Below are 18,262 nucleotides of genomic sequence, written 5' to 3' on the forward strand. Positions count from 1 at the left end.
GTCACGGGGCGTCCTGGAGGGCTACGGGGGCGGAGTCCTGCGGGGTGATGGTGCGTCCGGTGATGGCGAGGAAGGCCTCCTGGAGCGAGGCGCCGGGGCCGCTCGCGTACCGGGTCTTGAGGTCGGCCGGGGTGCCCTCGGCCACGATCACGCCCCGGTCGACGATCACCAGACGGTCGGCGAGGGCGTCGGCCTCGTCGAGGTAGTGGGTGGTGAGGAAGACGGTGGTGCCGTGCTCCGCGCGGATCCGGCGGACCAGGTCCCACAGGTCGGCGCGGCTGCCCGGGTCGAGCCCGGTGGTCGGCTCGTCGAGGAAGAGCACGGCCGGCCGGTGGGTGAGGCCCATCGCGATGTCGAGCCGCCGGCGCTGGCCACCGGAGAGCGTGGCCGTGGTGCGTTCCAGGAGGTCGCCGAGCCCGAGGTCGGCCGCCAACTCCTCGGCGCGCAGGGCGGCTTGGGACTTGGTGAGCCGGTAGAGGCGGCCCTGGGTGACCAGTTCCTCGCGTACCGAGATGGTGGGGTCGACGCCGCCCGACTGGGCCACGTAACCGCACGCCCGCCGCACCCCGGCCGGGTCGCGCAGCAGATCGTGGCCGGCCACCGTCGCGGCGCCGCCGGTCGGCGCGAGCAGGGTGGTGAGCATGCGCAGGGTCGTGGTCTTGCCCGCGCCGTTGGGGCCGAGGAGGCCGAGGATCTCGCCGGCCCGGACGGTCAGGTCGATGCCGCGTACTGCTTCGACCGGTCCGGCCCTGCCCGGGAAGGTCCGGGCGAGCCCGGCCGTGCTGATGATTGCCATGACCCCAGAAAAACAGAGTCGCTTAAATTTTGCAACGGCACCAAAATTAAAGCGTGTGCACGGGATCGCCTACTCTGATGCCATGGCAGAAGGGCTCAGGGAGCGCAAGAAGCGCGAGACGCGGCAGCGGATCTCGGACCTGGCCACCGGGCTCTTCATGGAGCGCGGCTTCGAGGCGGTCACGATCGCCGAGATCGCCGAGGTGGCCGACGTCTCGGTGAACACCGTCTACAACTACTTCCCCGCCAAGGAGGACCTGTTCCTCGACCGCAGCCGGGGCATCGTCGACCGGCTCTCGCGCTGGGTGCGCGGCCGCGACGAAGGGGAGTCGGCCGCCGGGGCGGTCCTGCGCGAGCTGCGCGCGGAGGTCGAGTCGGTGTCGCCGCGCGTCGGCCTGATGGAGGGCTACAGCCGGTTCATGGCCGTCATCCACGAATCGCCCTCGCTCAAGGCCCGGCTGTGGGCGGTGGGCCAGGAGGTCCTGGAGAACCTGGACGCGACCCTGCGCGACGAGGTCGGCGCGCCCCCCGAAGAAGCGCTGCCCTCGCTGGTGGCCGGTCAGCTCAGCTGGGTCCACCAGACGGCCATGGGCGCCATCAGCCGCGAGATGATGGCGGGCCGCGACCCCAAGGTCGTCTCCCGAGAGGTGCTCGTCCTGATCGACGAGATGGAGGGGCTCCTGGGGGACAAGGTGCTCAACTACGCCGTACGGGGCGCCCGCTGAGACCCACCTCACGCCGCCGGTGTGATGTCCGTCATCCGAGACGTGACGCGTATTACTTAGCACTCCCAGAAGGCCTCCCGGCCGATAGCCTCCGCCAAGAAGGCTTGGGTGGAAACCTGTTGGAGGGAAGTGTCGTGGCCAGGAAGCTCGCCGTCATCGGAGCCGGACTCATGGGGTCCGGTATCGCGCAGGTCTCGGCCCAGGCGGGCTGGGACGTCGTGCTGCGCGACGTCACCGACGAGGCCCTCACCCGGGGCACCGACGGCATCAAGGCCTCGTACGACCGGTTCGTGAGCAAGGGGAAGCTGGCCGCCGAGGACGCCGAGGCCGCGCTCGCCCGCATCACCACCACCACCGATCTGGACGCCGCCGCCGACGTCGACATCGTCGTCGAGGCCGTCTTCGAGAAGCTGGAGGTCAAGCACGAGATCTTCCGCACGCTCGACAAGATCGTGCGCCCGGAGACCGTGCTCGCCTCCAACACCTCCGCCATCCCGATCACCAAGATCGCGGCGGCCACCGAGCACCCCGAGCGGGTCGTCGGCGTCCACTTCTTCTCGCCGGTCCCGATGATGCAGCTCTGCGAGCTGGTGCGCGGCTACAAGACCAGCGACGAAACCCTGGCCGCCGCGCGGGAGTTCGCCGAGTCCGTCGGCAAGACCTGCATCGTCGTCAACCGCGACGTGGCCGGCTTCGTCACCACCCGCCTCATCTCGGCGCTCGTCGTCGAGGCCGCGAAGCTGTACGAGTCGGGCGTGGCCAGCGCCGAGGACATCGACCTCGCCTGCAAGCTGGGCTTCGGCCACGCGATGGGCCCGCTCGCCACCGCCGACCTCACCGGCGTGGACATCCTGCTGCACGCCACCAGCAACATCTACACGGAGTCCCAGGACGAGAAGTTCGCCCCGCCGGAGCTGATGCGCCGGATGGTGGACGCGGGTGACATCGGTCGCAAGAGCGGGCAGGGCTTCTACAAGCACTGAACCGCCGACCGCCCGAGACCTCACCCCCAGGGGTGAATTAGGTATCGGTTGGCTCACGGGCGGCAACTTCTGCGGCCGTCGGGCAGTCAGTTGTTGAGTCGGTTGTCGAAAAGCCAAGCACTCTCGGGAGCGCATATGCACATCAGGGGCGACCACGTCGAGCTGGTCGTCGGGGGCCGCCTCGACGTCCGCAGCGCGGCGGACGCCCGTACGGCCCTGCACTCGGCGGTCGACGACGGGGCCGGTGACCTCGTGCTCGACCTCACCGAACTGGACTCGTGGGACGCCACCGGACTCGGCGTCATCATGGGAGCCCACCGCCGGGCCGGCCGGTGCGGTCGCCGCCTCGTGCTGCGCGGCGTGCCGCCGCAGATGCAGCGCCTCCTGGTCGCCACCCGGCTGCACCGCATCCTCGCCATCGAGGGCGGCATCGTGGCCGAGGCCCTGCCGCGCGTCTAGGGAAGGCCCGTCCGGGAGTTGTCCGGACAGGAGTGCGGTAAACGGACTCCGCGCACAATCCTCACGAGACCGTGACGTCTTGGGCGGGGCGGCACCCCGCCTGTTCGTAGATACTGTCCGGAGTCTAGGGTTCGGCTTCCCGCCGATCGACGAACCCACACGGCGGGGACCGGACCAGAAGCGACAGCGAAGAGCGAAGTGCGTAAGGGCCGGGAGGGGCAATCCTTACGCACCACGCATCTGGGGGGCTTTCACCATGGACCCGAAGAGCCGGGGACCGGAAGAGTTCAACCATGCCGACGACTCCGTCGGCGTTGCGGGCGCACACGCGGAACCGGGCGCCGGACCGCAGCGCTCCGCACGCGACAAGGAGCCCGCGGCCCCCGAGTTCGCCCAGCGCGCGGCCGGCCTCGCGCGCACCGTCCAGCTCGTCGCGGGCGACTTCCTCCTGACGGTCAATCCGGTCGACGGCAGCGAGATCGAGAACTGCCCGCCGGGCGAGATACCCGGCCGCCCGGTACGGCGCACCGCCGCCGAGCGGGCCGAGAGCGAACGGGCCGCCCGGCCGCCGCTGCCGCCCGGCCTGATGACACCCGCCCCCGCCCTGCTCGAACGGGCGGAGGAACGCGCCCGGTTGGTGCGCCTCCTGGGCCGTGGCCGCTCCGTGCGGCTCACCGGGCCCGCGGGCGCCGGACGCAGCGCCCTGCTCGACGCCGTCGCCGGCGACTGCGCCGAACTCGCGCCCGACGGCGTCGTACGCCTCTCGGGCCACCGTCGCGGCCCCGCCGAGCTCCTGCACGAGCTGTACGCCACCGTCTTCCGCACGCCCCTGTACCGGCCCGACCGGCCCACCCTGCTCGACCGCGTCCACGAGATCGGCGCCGTCGTCGTCCTCGACGACCTCGAGTTCGGCGGGGCCGCCCTCGAAGAGCTGCTCATGGCCACGCCCGAGTGCGCCTATGTGCTCGCCGCGACCCCCGACACCCCCGCGCCGCACCCCGACTCGCACGTCGAAGAGGTCTTCCTCGCGGGCCTCGGCCGCAACGCCTCGCTCGAACTCCTGGAGCAGGCCGTCGACCGGCCGCTCACCGACGAGGAGGCCAACTGGGCGGGCGACCTCTGGTTCGAGTCCGAGGGTCTTCCGCTGCGCTTCGTCCAGGCCGGCGCCCTGCTGCGCCAGCGCGACCGCCTCCGGGGCGAGGGCACCTCGCGCGACGCGTACGGCTTCCCGGTCGACGAGCCCGCGGACGCGTCGGTGTTCTCGGGCGAGGGCCGCGAGATTCCGCTGCCCACGCTCGGCGAGGGCGCGGCCCCCGCGGCCCTGCTCGCCTCCCGGCTGAGCGAGGCCGCCCGCGCCACCCTGCGCTTCGCCGTCGCGCTCGGCGGTGAGGTGCCGCACCAGGCGCATCTGCCCGCGCTCATCGGCGACACCCACGCGGACGCCGCCCTCGGCGAACTCCTCGACAGCGGGCTCTTGTCCCCGGTCGGCTCCCGCTACCGGCTCGCCGCGGGTGTCCTCACGCAGCTGGAGAGCACCGGTTACGCCGCCGACGCGGGGGAGCGCGCCCACTCCTCCGCCCAGCACTACACCTGGTGGACCGGCCACCCCTCGGTCACCCCCGAGCGGGCCGCGGCCGAGGCCGACGCGGTGCTCGCCGCGATGAGCGCGCTCGTGCCGGGCGACCAGGACGAGCACCCCGCCACCGCCGTCAAGCTGGCCCGCACCGCCGCGCCCGTCTTCGCCGCGGGACTGCACTGGGGTGCCTGGGAGCGGAGTCTGCGGGTCGGGTCCGAGGCGGCCCGGCTGACCGGCGAGGTCGCCGAAGAGGCGTACTTCCACCACGAGTTGGGTGTCCTCGCGCTGTGCAACGGCGGCCTGGACCGGGCCCGCGCCGAGCTGGAGGCCTCCATCGCGCTGCGCGGCGCGCTCTCCGACAAGCGCGGCACCGTCGCCGGACGCCGGGCGCTCGCCCTGGTCGAGGACTGCGCGGGCGGCCTCACCGTGGCGGGCCGCACCCCCGTCGGCGAAGAGGTGCCCGCCGCCCGCCACGAGGAGTCCCAGTCGCAACCCGGGACCGTCCCCGCAGCGGCGGTGACCGCCCAACTCCCGGACTACGGCGCCCCGTTGATCACCCGACGTGACACCCCGGTCGGCGGCGCCATGCCCTCCGCCCGGCGGCGCACGGTGTTCGGCGGTGCCCGGCGCAACCTCGTCGCGGCCGGAGCGGGGGCGCTGCTCGCCGCGGTGCTCGGCACCGTGGTCACCCTGGGCGCGACCTCCAACGACAACAGCGACGGCGGCGGCGGTGGCGTCAAGCAGCATCAGCCCGCCGACGAGGGCGGCTCCGACGGTGGCCCGGACGCCGGCTCCGACAACTCCGGCCCCGGAGCCACCCCCGGCGACGGCAAGGGCGGCGGCCCCGCGAGCCCGAGCAGGCCGGGCACCACCGGCAGGCCCGGCACCTCGGGTCAGCCCGTCCCCGGCACCAGCGGCAGCCCGGTCCCGGGCCATTCCTCCACCGGACCGTCGACGCCGGGCACCCCCAAGCCGTCCACCTCGGGCCAGGCCTCGCCGTCGGGCAAGCCGTCGCACTCGGGCAAGCCCACGCCCACCAGCTCGGGCTCGACCTCGCCGTCGCCCTCGGGGTCGACATCGCCCGGGCCCTCGGCCTCGCCGAGCAGTGGCGGCAGCGGCCCGCCGCCTTCCACGAAGGCCCCGCCGCCCTCCACCAAGGCACCGCCGCCTTCCAGCAGCGCCTCCACCTCCCCGACGTCCAGCGCGCAGGCAGGATCCAAGCCGCCGTCGCCGTCGACCAGCTCGTAGAACAGTGGCAGCACACACGAGAAGGGGCCCGCAGCACTCTGCGGGCCCCTTCTCGTACGTCACCGCGGCCGTCGCGGTCCCGGGGTCAGAACAGCCGGAGCTTGTCGTCCTCGATGCCGCGCAGGGCGTTGTAGTCGAGCACCACACAGTTGATGCCGCGGTCGGTGGCGAGCACCCGGGCCTGGGGCTTGATCTCCTGGGCCGCGAACAGGCCCTGGACCGGCGCGAGGTGCGGGTCGCGGTTGAGCAGCTCCAGATAGCGGGTGAGCTGCTCGACACCGTCGATCTCGCCGCGCCGCTTGATCTCGATGGCGACGGTCCTGCCGTCACCGTCCCGGCACAGGATGTCCACCGGGCCGATGGCCGTGGGATATTCGCGGCGGATGAGGGTGTAGCCCTCGCCGAGGGTGTCGATGCGGTCGGCGAGCAGTTCCTGGAGGTGCGCTTCCACGCCGTCCTTGATCAGGCCAGGGTCCACGCCGAGTTCGTGCGAGGAGTCGTGGATGACCTCCTCCATCGTGATGATGAGCTTCTCGCCCGCCTTGTTGATGACGGTCCAGACGCCCTCGTCGTCCCCCGAGCCCTCCTTGAGGGTGCACGGCGGCGACATCCAGTTCAGGGGCTTGTAGGCCCGGTCGTCAGCGTGGATGGAGACGCTGCCGTCCGCCTTCACCAGGATGAGACGGGGGGCGGAGGGCAGGTGGGCGGTGAGCCGGCCCGCGTAGTCGACGGAGCAGCGGGCGATGACGAGACGCATGGGGCGCAACGCTACTCGAATCCCCCCGCCGAACGCGATTCGCCCAGGAGTGCACTGTTCGTTATTGGCCGGTTACGTGCCAAGTACCTGCCACTAGCCGGACATCGCGCCTACCGTGGACGCGGGAGGTTGTCGGCCGCGCACGCTGCGTTGTGGAAAGAGACGGCCGTCATCGTCCCCTTCCCTGCCCGTAAGGCCCCGCTCCCCGGGGTCGCGAGAGGAGAAACCATGTCGCTCGACGTCTCACCGGCCCTACTCGAACAGGCCGAGCGAGGCGAGGTCGACGAAGCTGCCTTCGTCGACTGCGTCCGGACCTCCCTGCCCTACGCGTGGGAGATGATCAGCTCTCTGGTGGCCCAGCTGAAGGTCGACGGCGGTACGTTCGCCGACAACCAGACGCCACCGCCGGACGAGCAGGCCCGCGGCCAGCTGCTGCGGGCTCTTGCGAGTGACGCCATACGCGGTGCGCTCCAGCGGCACTTCGGTGTCCGTCTGGCGTTCCAGAACTGCCACCGTGTCGCGGTGTTCCCTCTGGACCCCTCCTCCGATGAGCGGCTGGCCCGCTTCACCTCGATCAGGGGTCAACTCCTCAACCAGTCTCCGGAGCTTCGGGACTGCTGAGTCTTCGCTGCCGCTCCGCGTCGCGGGAGGTGCAACTGACGCGGGGCGGCGGCCACTTGGCGACGGCCGCCCGGGTGCCGGGCCCGGGTCCGGCGTCCCGGCCCCGCTTGGGGGGCTACGTCAGCAGGGGCAGCACCTCGGTGCCGAGCCTGCGTACATTCTCCTCCGTGGCGGCCAGGTCGCCCGATCCCTCGACCAGCAGGGCGAAGCGGGTGATGCCGGTGCGCTCCGACGTGGCGGCCAGCCGGTCCGCCGCCAGCCGCGGGGTGCCCACCGGGTGCAGGCGGCACAGCAGTTCGGTGTACGCCACCGGGTCGCGCATCGCGCGATGGCGGCCGTCGACCGTCACATGGGCGTCGAGCCCCTGCTTGAGCCAGCCCGGCATCGACTTCACCAGGGTTTCCGCGGCCTCGGCCCGGCGGTCGGCGATCTGGGCGACCCCGGCCGACACATGGCCCGCCGCCATGACCTTCTCCGGCGCGTGCCCCGCCGCGAGCGCCTCCTTGCGCCACAGTGCGACCATCCCAGCCTTGTCCTCGTCGCCGCAGTGCATCCCGAGCAGCATCGGAAGACCGCGCTCCGCGGCCAGCTTCACGCTCTTCGGCGAGGTGCACGCCACGATCACCTCCGGACAGTCGTCCTCGGGGCCGCCGTCCAGGATCTCGGCGGGCCGCGGCACGACCGGCACCTCCCGGAAGGGGAATCGTTCCCCAAGGCCGGCGACCCGGGGCTCGCGCAGCCAGCGCAGGAGCAGGTCGAGCGATTCCGGGAAGCCGTGCTCGTACGCCGCGAGGCCCGCGCCGAACACCTCCAGGTCGACCCAGGGCCCGCCGCGCCCCACGCCGAGCGTGAACCGCCCGCCCGAGGTGAGGTGCAGCAGCGCGGCCTGCTCGCCGAGCGTGACCGGATGCGCGGTCGGCAGCACGGAGACCGCGGTGCCGACCCTGATCCGCCGGGTGCGCCCGAGCAGGAGCGCCGCCAGTGTCACGGCGGACGGGCATACCCCGTACGGTACGAAGTGGTGTTCGGCCAGCCACACCGAGTCGAGTCCGGCCTCCTCGGCCACCTCGGCGGACCTGACCGCTCGGTGGAGCGTTTCTCCCTGCCCCTGGCCCGGAAACTGGGCTGCCAGTACAAAAGTGCCCACACGCATCGCCTTCTGCCTCCTTGCGGCCGACGCGGCTCTCCCCCTCTTACTGGCAGGAACGTCTGACAAGTGCCAAAGGCACGGCCCATCGCCAACTTCTTGCGATTGTCCGCTAAGAGTCCCTCGAACGGGTGATGCCGCGGCCGTCGAAACTCCCTGCCAGGACGGGTACCCGGACCGCGTGGGCCTAGGCTGGACGGAAACGTCCGGCCCGCCCCATGAGGTGTCTACGTGTCCCCGCGCCGCAACCGCCCCAAGGGCGGCGAGAAGCCGACCGAGTCCGAGAGCAGGACCGGCGGCGACCGCTTCGGCCTCCAGGGCACCGAGTACTGGCAGGGCGAGGAGTGGTCGATCCGGCACGTGGCGGGCGCCAGCGCGGCCGGCAAGCGCTACCGCTGCCCCGGCTGCGACCAGGAGATCCCCTCCGGCGCCCCGCACCTGGTGGCCTGGCCCGAGTACGGGGGCGTCGACGAGCGCCGCCACTGGCACAAGGCGTGCTGGAACGCGAAGGACCGCCGCACCACGAGGGTGCAGCGGTCCAGGAACGCGCCGAGGTACTGAACGTCCGCGTGAACGGCGTTACACGTCACGCGAGTTGAGCGAGAGGAACGCGCCGCCGAGCGCGACGGCGGTGATCCCGGTGATGATCCACAGCGGGTCCCAGCCACTCGGACCCGTCTCCGAGATCGTGGCGCCGTAGAACACCCCGAGCTGGCTCGGGATCGAGTACTCCATGAGGAAGTCGCGCACTCCGCTCAGGGACTCGGTGAACATGAACAGGGCGAGCACCAGGGGCAGCAGTACGACGCCGATCATGATCGTGATCGAGCCCGCGGAGTGCCGGATCAGCGCGCCGACCGCCAGCGAGAGCAGCCCGATCATCGCGACATAGAGGCCGACGCCCACCGTGGCGCGCAGCCATTCGTCGGCGCTCGGCGTCGGAGCGTCCGGCACCAGCGCGGTCTGGATGACCGCGACCAGGGCGGTTCCCACCGTGACGATGACGAACGCGAGCAGGAAGAAGACGACCGACTTGGCCGCCAGGATCCGGGCCCGGCTCGGGCAGGCCGTCAGGGTCGTACGGATCATGCCGGTGCCGTACTCGGACGCGATGGTCAGGACGCCCAGCGTGATCACGCAGATCTGGCCGAGCAGCACCCCGTAGAAGCCCAGGACGAGCACCGAGGTGGTGCCCATATCGGGGTTGCTGGCGCGCACGGCGAAGCCGGCGAGCAGGCCGAGGCCGAGCAGGAGCACGATCAGCACACCCAGCGTCCACATGGTGGAACGCACCGACCGGATCTTGGTCCACTCGGAGGCGAGCGCGTCGCCGAAGGTGGCCCGGCGCACCGCGATCGGCGAGGTGTACGTGCCGAGTTGGGGACCCGGCGCCTGAGGGTGCTGCTGCGGGTGCGGCGGCTGGTGCTGCTGCTGGTAGGGGGTGGTCATCGGGCGTCCTCGGGCTTGGTCGGGGCGGCAGGCCCGGCCGGGGCCTGCGGAACCGGGGGAGCGGCGGGCGGCTGCGGGGCCGGCGGGGCCGGCTGGGCGGGGGCTGCGGCGGGAGCGGCCGCGTACGGGTTCTGGCCGGGCGGCGGCGGGGCGTACCAGCCCTGCTGCGGCACCTCGGGGACGACCGGCGGCAAGGCGTACCCGGGCGGCATGGCGGGCTGGAGGCCGGCCTTCTGGTCGTCCGTCGAGCGGTAGTCGACCGCGCCCTGCGTCATCCGCATGTACGCCTCTTCGAGGGAGGCCTGGTGCGGGGAGAGCTCCCACAGCCGTACGTCGGCCTCGTGGGCCACGTCGCTGATGCGGGGCAGGGGCAGACCGAGGACGCGCAGGGCGCCGTCCGGCTCGGACATGACCTGGCCGCCCGCCTCGGTCAGCGCGGCCGTCAGCTTCTCGCGCTGGGCCGGGTCCGTGCCGGGGGTGCGCACCCGGGCGAAGTCGGCGGAGTTGTGCGAGATGAAGGCGGTGATGGGCATGTCGGCGAGGAGCTGGCCGCGGCCGATCACGATGAGGTGGTCCGCCGTCAGCGCCATCTCGCTCATCAGGTGCGAGGAGACGAAGACCGTACGGCCCTCGGCGGCCAGCTGCTTCATCAGGTTGCGCACCCACAGGATGCCCTCGGGGTCGAGGCCGTTGACCGGCTCGTCGAAGAGCAGGACCTGGGGGTCCCCGAGCAGCGCCGCCGCGATGCCGAGCCGCTGGCCCATGCCGAGCGAGAACCCCTTGGAGCGCCGCTTGGCGACCTCCTGGAGGCCGACCACGCCGAGCACCTCGTCGACCCGCCGGGCCGGGATGCCGGAGAGCTGGGCGAGCGAGAGCAGGTGGTTGCGGGCGCTGCGGCCGCCGTGCACCGCCTTGGCGTCGAGCAGCGCACCGACCTGGCGCGGGGCGTTGGGCAGCTCGCGGAAGGGGTGGCCGCCGATCGTCACATGGCCGGCGGTCGGCTGGTCGAGGCCGAGGATCATCCGCATGGTCGTGGACTTGCCGGAGCCGTTGGGGCCCAGGAATCCGGTGACCGTGCCCGGTCGCACCTGAAAGGAAAGGTTGTGCACGGCTGTCTTGGCGCCATAGCGCTTCGTCAGGCCGACTGCCTCGATCATTCTCCAGCCCCATCGACGGTTTGGGTCGTCGGGGCGGTGTCCGGCGTGCGGCCGGCATGCCCCCGTATGAGTGAGGAGCTTATCCAGGCCTTGACGGTTCCGGCTAAGTCGTGACGTTCGTCCCTCGTGTCACATGCGCCTCAGGCGTCCCGCTTCTTCAGGACGAGCAGGCCGCCGGCGACCGCCGCCACCACCCACAGCGCCATGATGCCCAGACCGCCCCAGGGCCCGTACGGCGCCGGGTCACTGTTCATGGCGTCCGGGACCACCTGCATGATCTGCGAGCCGGCCCGGTCGGGGAAGTAGCGGGCCACGTTCTTGGCGCCCGGCACCGCGGACAGGATCTGCGAGATCAGGAAGAAGAACGGCATCAGGATGCCGAGCGACAGCATCGAACTGCGCAGCATCGCCGCCACCCCCATCGAGAACAGCGCGATCAGGGCCATGTAGAGCCCGGCGCCGACGACGGCGCGCAGCACGTTGGGCGCGCCGATGGTGGTGCGGTGCGAGCCGAGCAGCGCCTGCCCCAGGAAGAACGACAGGAAGCTGGTCACCATGCCCACCACCAGGGCGAGCAGCGTGGCCACGGTGAGCTTGGAGAGCAGGAACGTGGCGCGCCGCGGCACGGCGGCCAGCGAGGAGCGGATCATGCCCGAGCTGTACTCGGTGCCGACGACCAGGACCCCGAAGACGACCATCGCCAACTGGCCGAGGACCATCCCGTAGAAGCTGTTGAGCGTCGGGTCGAAGGTCAGCTTCTCCGCCGGCGAGAGGTCGTCGAACTGCGACTTCATCAGCGCGCAGAGCGCCGCGCTGATCGCCACCGTAACGATGAGCGCGCAGGCCAGTGTCCAGGTCGTCGAGGAGACCGTACGGATCTTGGTCCACTCGGACTTGAGGACCGCGGGTGCCGATGCCATCGTTCAGATCCCCTTGTCCTGGTCGTGCGCGCCCCAGTTCGGTGCCTGCCGGCCCTCGCCCCGTCCGGGCGGGGCGAGCGGCCGGTCGGGGGCGGGGGCGCCGTGCGCGTGGTATTCCACCGAACCCGCCGTCATCTGCATGAACGCCTCTTCGAGGGAGGCCTGCTGGCCGGAGAGTTCATGCAGGACGAGCTGGTGCTGGGCGGCCAGTTCGCCGAGCGACTCGATCCTGCCGTTGTCGATTTCGATGGCGCCGTCCCCGGTCTGCGTGAACGCGATCCCGGCCTGCTCCAGCACATCCAGAAGCCGTTCCCACTGCGGTGAACGCAGCCGTACGAAACTCCGGGAGTTCTCGCGGATGAAATCGGCCATCGATGTATCGGCGAGCAGTCGGCCCTGCCCGATAACGATCAAGTGGTCGGCGGTGAGCGCCATTTCGCTCATCAGGTGAGACGAAACGAAGATCGTTCGTCCTTCACCGGCGAGCTGCTTCATGAGATTGCGGATCCAGTGAATTCCCTCGGGGTCCAGACCATTGACGGGTTCGTCGAACATCAGGATCTCGGGATCGCCCAGCAGCGCCGAGGCGATTCCCAGCCGCTGTCCCATACCCAGCGAGAAGCCCTTCGCCTTCTTCTTCGCCACCGCCGTCAGACCCACCGTGTCCAGGACCTCCGAGACCCGCGAGGCCGGGATCCGGTTGGACTGGGCAAGACACAGGAGGTTGTTGTACGCGGTGCGGCCGCCGTGCATCGCCTTGGCGTCGAGCAGCGCCCCGATGTACTTGAGCGGCTCCGCCAGTTCGCGGTAGTGCTTCCCGTCGATGCGTACCGTGCCGCTGGTCGGGTTGTCCAGATCGAGCAGCATGCGCATGGTGGTCGACTTGCCGGCCCCGTTGGGTCCCAGGAAACCCGTCACCACACCGGGTCTGACCTGGAACGACAGATGGTCGACGGCGACCTTGCTGCCATAGCGCTTGGTGAGGCCCTCCAGCTCAATCATGCGGCCACGCTACGGGCGCACAAAGCCCCCCGCCACCGGAATGGCAGGGGGCTTCGCGAGATTCTTCCGCAGCCCACGGGGGAGGGGCTGCGGGACTAGCGGGACTGCTGAGCCGGAACGCCACGCGAGACGGGCTCGTCGTCGACCGGGGAACCGGCGGCGGCCACGGCCGCACCGGTCAGCGTCGCCAGCATCTCGCGGACGTTGGTGAGCTGCGCGTTGATCGAGTCGCGGCGGTTGGTGAGGGCCGCCAGCTCGCGCTCGGATTCCGAACGGATGCGGTCCGCCTTGGCGTTGGCGTCGGCCACGATGTCCTCGGCCTGGCGCTGCGCCGTCTCCACCGTCTGGCGCGCCCGGCGCTCGGCGTCCGTACGCAGCTTCTCGGCCTCCAGGCGGAGCTGCTCCGCGCGGTGCTCGATCTCCGCGAGGCGCTTCTCGGCCTTGGCCTGACGCGACGCCAGGTCGCGCTCCGACTGCTCGCGACGCTTGGCGAGGTTGGTCTCGAAGTCCGCGGCGGCCTGGGCGGCCTTGGCGCGGGTCTCCTCGAAGAGCGCGTCCGCCTCCTCGCGCTTGGACTGCGCGTCCTTCTGCGCCTCGGAGCGCAGCGTGGAGGCGTCACCCTTCGCCTTCTCGACGATGCGGACGCCCTCGTCCTCGGCCTTCGCCTTGCGCTCGGACGCGAACGACTCGGCATCGTTGCGCACCTGCTGGGCGGCCGACTCGGCCAGCTCACGGTGCTGCTCGGCGGCGCGGCGGGCCTCCTCGCGCAGGTCCTTCGCCTCTTCCTCGGCGAGCCGCAGGATCTTCTCGACCCGCGCACCCAGACCCGCGTACGACGGCTCCGCGTCGTTCACCTGGGCCTGGGCGTTCTGCGTTTCGAGGTGGAGCTCCTCGATGCGCTTTTCCAGAGAAGTGATCCGTGCCAGAGCACTGTCACGGTCGGCGACGAGCTTGGTAATGCGGTCATCCACCTGACCGCGGTCGTAACCACGCCGCACTAGCTCGAAGCCGAAGGGGGAGGAAGTGTCGCTCATGGGGTTCCTGTCGAATGAGACCGGTGAGGTGATAGGGGGAATCCTAGGGGCCCAAGCGGCGTGTCATCGAGCGGATGCCCGTTTGATCTGGAGAATGTCCAGCCTTTTGAGTGGCTAGCCCTCCGAAGACTTGCCACTCGAACGTGTTGCCCCGGCCGCCGCGCCCGCCTTGACACCTGCGGAGGAACCGCCGCCGGACCCCGACTTGCCGCCCGCCGTCGGCGCCTCGAAGGATTCCAACGCCTCAAGTACGTCCTGGACACGGGAGATCTCGGCATTGATGTCCTGGCGCCGCCGAACCAGTTGGTCGAGTTCGCGCTTGCCCTCCTCGACGGTGCGGCGCGCTTCGGCCGCCGCGTCGTCACGCAGCTTGGTGGCCTCGCGGATCAGCTCCGCCTTCTTGGTCTCCGCCTCCTTGAGCAGCGCCTCCGCCTTCTTCACGGCGGCGATGCGCACCTTGCCCGCCTCGGAACCGGCGTCCGCCACCAGCGCCTTGGCCTTGGCCTCGGCCTCGGCGGCCTGCTCGGTCGCGGCCTTCACCAGCTTGTCGACGCGCTCGCCCGACGTCTTCATCTGCTCGGCGCTCTCGCGGCGGGCCCGGTCGTGCAGCTCCTCGATCTCGGCCTCGGTACGGGCGCGCACCTCCTCGGTGCGCTCCCTTATGGCGGTGGCGTCCGCGCGCGCACCGGCCAGCAGCTCGTCGGCGTCCGTACGGGCCTTCTCCACCAGGGAGTTGCCCTCGACCGTCGACTCGGCGACGATCCGCTCGGCCTCCTTGCGGGCCGCGCCGACCATCGTGTCGGCCTGCTCCTCGGCCTCGGTCGCGGCGCGCAGCGCCTCTTCCTGGGCCTTGTTGATGAGCTGGTCGGCCTGCTCGGCCGCGTCCGCCCGGCGCTTGGCGGCGGCGGTACGCGCCTCGTCGAGCAGCCGGTCGGCCTCCTCGCGGGCCTCGGTACGCGTCTTCTCCGCGGCCTGTTCGGCGCGGGACCGGTTCTTCTCGGCCTCCGCCCGGATCCGCTCGGCGGCCTGCTGCGCGGAGCCCACCGTCTCGGCGGCCTCGGCGCGCAGCCGCTCGGCCTCGCCACTCGCCTCCGCGATCAGCTGGTCCGCCTGGGTGGCGGCGTCGCTGCGGCGCTTGTCGGCCGCGCGGCGCGCCTCGTCGAGCAGTCGCTCGGCCTCGGCGCGGGCCTCGTTTATGGTCTGCTCGGCCTCGGCGGTGGCCGCGCCGAGCGTGGAGCCGGCCTCGGCGCGCGCCTCGGTGGTGACCAACTCGGCATACGCGTTGGCCTCGTTGGTGGTGCGCTCGGCGTCCGCCTGCGCCTGGCCGGTGACGCGCTCGGCCTGCTCGCGGGCGGCCGTGGTGACCTGCTCGGCCTCGGCGAGGGCCGCCGAAGTGACCCGCTCGGCCTCCGCACGCGCCTCGGCGCGCAGCGCGTCGGCCTCCGCCTGGCCCTCGGTGCGTACCTGCTGGGCCTCGCCGAGGAGCCGCTCCGCCTCCGCTGTCGACTCGGCGGCGAGCCGCTCGGCCTCCGCCGTCGCCTCGGTGACCAGGCGGTCGGCCTGGCTCGCGGCGTCGGAGCGGATGCGGTTGGCGTCCTCGCGCGCCTCGGCCCGGGTGCGGGCCGCGTCCTGCTCGGAGGAGGCCAGCGCGTCCGAGGCCTCGGTACGCATGCGCTGCGCGTACTCGGAGGCGTCCGAACGCGCCTTCTCCGCCTCGGCCATGGCGTCCGTGACGGTCCGCTCGGCCAGCGCCTTGGCGGCCTCGGACTCCTCCTGGGCGCGGGTGCGGATCCGGCTCGCGTCCTCACCGGCCCGCTCGCGCTCGGCGTGCGCGTCGGCGCGGACCCGGTCCGCCTCCGCCTGCGCCTCGCTGGTGGTGCGCTCCGCCGTGTGCTCGGCGGCGCTGCGCAGCCCCGCGATCTCCTGCTCGGCCTCCTCGCGGAGCCCGGCGACGGAATCCCGTACGTCCTTGGCGGTCTGCTCGGCCGTCGACACCAGCTCGGTGGCGCGCCGGTCGGCCTCCTCGCCGAGCCGCTGCGCCTCGTTCTGGGCCTCCTCGACCCGCTTGCGGGCGGAGGCGAGCAGCTCCTCGCTCTGCTCACGGGCCTGGGCGCGCTCCGAATCGGCTTCGGCACGCGCCGAGTTGAGGGTCTCCTCGGCCTCGCGGCGACGCCGGGCGGCCTCCTCCTGGGCGGCGGCCAGCGCCTCGGCGGCCTCGGTGCCGACGCGTTCGGCGGCGGCCGCGGCCTCCGCGCGCATCCGGTCGGCGGCCTCCTGCGCCTCGTACTTGAGCCGCTCGGCCTCCGCGGACGCCTCCGAGCGCAGCCGTACGGCCGCGTTCTCCGCCTCCGATCGGGCGGTCGAGGCATCGGCGGCGGCCTCGGTGCGCAGCCGCTCGGCCTCCTGCTCGGCCTGCGCCTGGAGCGTACGGATGCGCTCGGCGGCCTCCGTGCGGATCCGCTCGGTCTCCTCGGCGGCCTCGCGCCGGATCCGCTCGCCCTCGGCGCGGGCCTCGCTCAGGGCCTGCTCGGCGGCCGCGTGGCGCTGCTCGGCCTCGGCGTGCAGCCGGGTCAGTTCCTCGGCGGCCTCGGCCTGGCGCGCCGCTATCGCCCGCTCGGTCTCCTCGCGCAGACGGACGGCCGCGCCCTCGGCGTCCGCCGTGGTCTGCCCGGCCTGCTCCTCGGCCTCGGCGCGCATCCGCTCGGCCTCGGCGCGGGTGCGCTCCAAGGTCTCCTCGGCCTGCTTGCGCAGCGTGGTGGCCCGCTCCAGCGCCTCGTTCCGTACCCGCTCGGACTCGGTGCCCGCGGTGGTGCGCAGCTCGTCGGCGTCCGCCTTGGCCTTGGCGAGGAGTTCCTCGGCGGTCTTGGCCGCGCCCTCGATCTGCTGGACGGCCTCGCGCCGCGCCTCGCCCCGGATCCGCTCGCCCTCGGCGACCGCCTCGGCGCGCAACTGCTCGGCCTCGCCGCGCAGCCGGCGGGCCTCCTCCTGGAGCTCGACCGTTTTGGCCCGGTACTCCTTGGTGTCGTCCTTGGCCGCGCCCTTGAGCTCGTCGGCCTGCTCGGCCGCCTCGCCGCGCAGCCGCTCCGCCTCGGCCTCCGCCTCGCGCCGGATCCGCTCGGCCTCCTCGGACGCCTTGCGGGTGGTCTCCCGGGCGTCCTCGGACGCCTTGGTGAGCACCTCCTCGGCCGTACGGGCGGCCTTGGCGAGCTGGGCCGCGGTGTCCTCGGCGGCGCTGGTGCGCGCGGCCTCGGCGGCCTCGGTACGCAGCCGCTCCGCCTCCGCCTTCGCGTCCGCGAGCGCCTGCTCGGCCTCGGCCTTGAGGGTCTCGGACTCCTTGGTGGCCTCCGCGACCAGACGGGCGATCTCGGTCTTCGCGGTCCTGGTGCGCTGCTCGTTGGCGGACTCGGCGCTCGCCAACTGCTTGGCCGCGGCCTCCTTCGCCTCGGTGAGGGCCCGCTCGGCCTCGGCGCGCGCCTCGCGCAGCGCGGCCTCCGCCTCCTGCATCCGCTGCTCGGCGGCGCGGCTCAGCTCGGCGGCCTGCTGGCGCGCCTGGTCGGACTCGGCGGTGGTGGTCGTCCGCAGCCGCTCGGCGTGGGAGGTGGCCTCCTGGGCCTGGGTGGAGGCCGCGTTCAGGAGCCGCTCGGCGTCCTTGCGGGCGCGCAGCAGCGTCGCTTCGGCCTCGGCGCGGGCCGACTCCGCCTCGGAGCCCAGCCGTTGACGGGCCTCCTCGGCGATCCGGGTGGCCTCCGCGCGGGCCGCGGCGAGGGACTGCTCGGCCTCGGCGCGGGACTCCTCCATCAGGCGGCGGGCCTGCGCCTCGGTGCGGGCGCGCAGCTGCTCGGCCCACGCCACGTTCTCGTTGACGTGCGACTCGACGGTGGCCCGGCGCTCGGCCAGCTCCTGGTCCAGGCGCTGGCGGCGGCTGACGGCCTCGGCGTGCAACTCCGCCTGGAGACGCGCCTGGTGCTCGGCGTGCTCCTGGAGGATGCGCTGGGTCTGGGCGCGGGCGTCCCGCAGTTCGCGCTCGGCGTCGTTGCGCAACTGCTCGGCCTGCATCTGGGCGTTGCGGAGCAGCTGTTCGGCCTGGTAGCCGACGTTCGCCGTGTCGTAGGCGGGACGGGTCGCGAGATTGCGGCGCGCCTCGTGGAGCTTGGCGCGCAGCACTTCGACCTGGTAACCGAGATCCTCGGCGTGCTGAACGGCCTTCTCCCGCTCGGTCTTCAGCCGCTCCATCTCGGCCTCGAACCGCGAGAGGTGGTCGTCAGGCCGGTGGCTCTGGCTCTCCTGGCGTTCGTAGCCCCGCACTGCGCGGTCCCATCCGTCCCCTGGTCGCGAACACTGCCCGTACGAGCGCCGTCCGACCGCGAGTGACAGCGGACGGGCCCCCGG

15 protein-coding genes are annotated in these 18,262 nt (G+C 72.2%); 6 read left to right on the forward strand and 9 right to left on the reverse strand.

Annotated features, from left to right (window positions below; all coding sequences use genetic code 11):
* Position 1: 1 nt before the first annotated feature.
* Complete coding sequence (locus tag N4G70_RS21415) at positions 2-796, reverse strand: ABC transporter ATP-binding protein (RefSeq protein WP_261714292.1); 795 nt, start codon at positions 794-796, stop codon at positions 2-4.
* An 82-nt stretch (positions 797-878) separates the two neighbouring features.
* Here N4G70_RS21415 and N4G70_RS21420 point away from each other — a divergent pair, with 82 nt between their 5' ends.
* The 4 genes from N4G70_RS21420 to N4G70_RS21435 all read left to right on the forward strand — a co-directional run bounded on the left by N4G70_RS21420 (position 879) and on the right by N4G70_RS21435 (position 5,786).
* Positions 879-1,520, forward strand: coding sequence for a TetR/AcrR family transcriptional regulator (locus N4G70_RS21420; protein ID WP_261714293.1), 642 nt, complete (start codon positions 879-881; stop codon positions 1,518-1,520).
* Between the two features lie 134 nt (positions 1,521-1,654).
* Entirely contained in the window at positions 1,655-2,503 is an 849-nt protein-coding gene (locus N4G70_RS21425) for a 3-hydroxyacyl-CoA dehydrogenase family protein (RefSeq protein ID WP_261714294.1), read from the forward strand.
* A gap of 135 nt (positions 2,504-2,638) precedes the next feature.
* The gene (locus N4G70_RS21430; RefSeq protein ID WP_100577458.1) at positions 2,639-2,962 is read left to right on the forward strand and encodes an STAS domain-containing protein; all 324 of its coding nucleotides are present in this window, start codon (positions 2,639-2,641) and stop codon (positions 2,960-2,962) included.
* 256 nt (positions 2,963-3,218) lie between these two features.
* On the forward strand, positions 3,219-5,786 hold the full coding sequence (locus tag N4G70_RS21435) for an ATP-binding protein (RefSeq protein ID WP_261714295.1): 2,568 nt from the start codon (positions 3,219-3,221) through the stop codon (positions 5,784-5,786).
* Between the two features lie 85 nt (positions 5,787-5,871).
* Here the strand turns inward: N4G70_RS21435 and nucS are convergent, their stop codons facing one another.
* Complete coding sequence (gene nucS, locus N4G70_RS21440) at positions 5,872-6,543, reverse strand: endonuclease NucS (protein WP_261714296.1); 672 nt, start codon at positions 6,541-6,543, stop codon at positions 5,872-5,874.
* 228 nt (positions 6,544-6,771) lie between these two features.
* Between nucS and N4G70_RS21445 the strand changes: the two genes are divergently transcribed.
* On the forward strand, positions 6,772-7,164 hold the full coding sequence (locus N4G70_RS21445) for an SCO5389 family protein (protein WP_120721356.1): 393 nt from the start codon (positions 6,772-6,774) through the stop codon (positions 7,162-7,164).
* 115 nt (positions 7,165-7,279) lie between these two features.
* Here N4G70_RS21445 and N4G70_RS21450 read toward each other — a convergent pair whose 3' ends face one another.
* Positions 7,280-8,317: an LLM class flavin-dependent oxidoreductase gene (locus N4G70_RS21450; protein ID WP_261714297.1), complete on the reverse strand. Its 1,038-nt coding sequence runs from the start codon at positions 8,315-8,317 to the stop codon at positions 7,280-7,282.
* A gap of 225 nt (positions 8,318-8,542) precedes the next feature.
* Here N4G70_RS21450 and N4G70_RS21455 point away from each other — a divergent pair, with 225 nt between their 5' ends.
* Complete coding sequence (locus N4G70_RS21455) at positions 8,543-8,872, forward strand: ATP/GTP-binding protein (protein WP_261714298.1); 330 nt, start codon at positions 8,543-8,545, stop codon at positions 8,870-8,872.
* Between the two features lie 18 nt (positions 8,873-8,890).
* On the opposite strand, the gene N4G70_RS21460 is transcribed toward N4G70_RS21455, so the two are convergent.
* The 6 genes from N4G70_RS21460 to scy all read right to left on the reverse strand — a co-directional run bounded on the left by N4G70_RS21460 (position 8,891) and on the right by scy (position 18,178).
* A complete protein-coding gene (locus N4G70_RS21460) occupies positions 8,891-9,760 on the reverse strand; it encodes an ABC transporter permease (protein WP_261714299.1) in 870 nt (289 codons plus the stop codon).
* Complete coding sequence (locus tag N4G70_RS21465) at positions 9,757-10,917, reverse strand: ABC transporter ATP-binding protein (protein ID WP_261714300.1); 1,161 nt, start codon at positions 10,915-10,917, stop codon at positions 9,757-9,759. Before N4G70_RS21465 ends, N4G70_RS21460 begins: the two co-directional genes overlap by 4 nt.
* 140 nt (positions 10,918-11,057) lie before the next feature.
* A complete protein-coding gene (locus N4G70_RS21470; protein ID WP_261714301.1) occupies positions 11,058-11,837 on the reverse strand; it encodes an ABC transporter permease in 780 nt (259 codons plus the stop codon).
* Between the two features lie 3 nt (positions 11,838-11,840).
* A complete protein-coding gene (locus N4G70_RS21475) occupies positions 11,841-12,839 on the reverse strand; it encodes an ABC transporter ATP-binding protein (protein ID WP_261714302.1) in 999 nt (332 codons plus the stop codon).
* Between the two features lie 95 nt (positions 12,840-12,934).
* Positions 12,935-13,873 carry a cellulose-binding protein gene (locus tag N4G70_RS21480; RefSeq protein ID WP_261714303.1) on the reverse strand — a complete coding sequence of 313 codons (939 nt, stop codon included), beginning with the start codon at positions 13,871-13,873 and terminating at the stop codon, positions 12,935-12,937.
* Between the two features lie 114 nt (positions 13,874-13,987).
* Complete coding sequence (gene scy / locus N4G70_RS21485; protein WP_261714304.1) at positions 13,988-18,178, reverse strand: polarized growth protein Scy; 4,191 nt, start codon at positions 18,176-18,178, stop codon at positions 13,988-13,990.
* Positions 18,179-18,262: the final 84 nt, after the last annotated feature.

This window comes from Streptomyces sp. ASQP_92 (genome assembly GCF_025399895.1).
Taxonomy (GTDB): Bacteria; Actinomycetota; Actinomycetes; order Streptomycetales; family Streptomycetaceae; genus Streptomyces.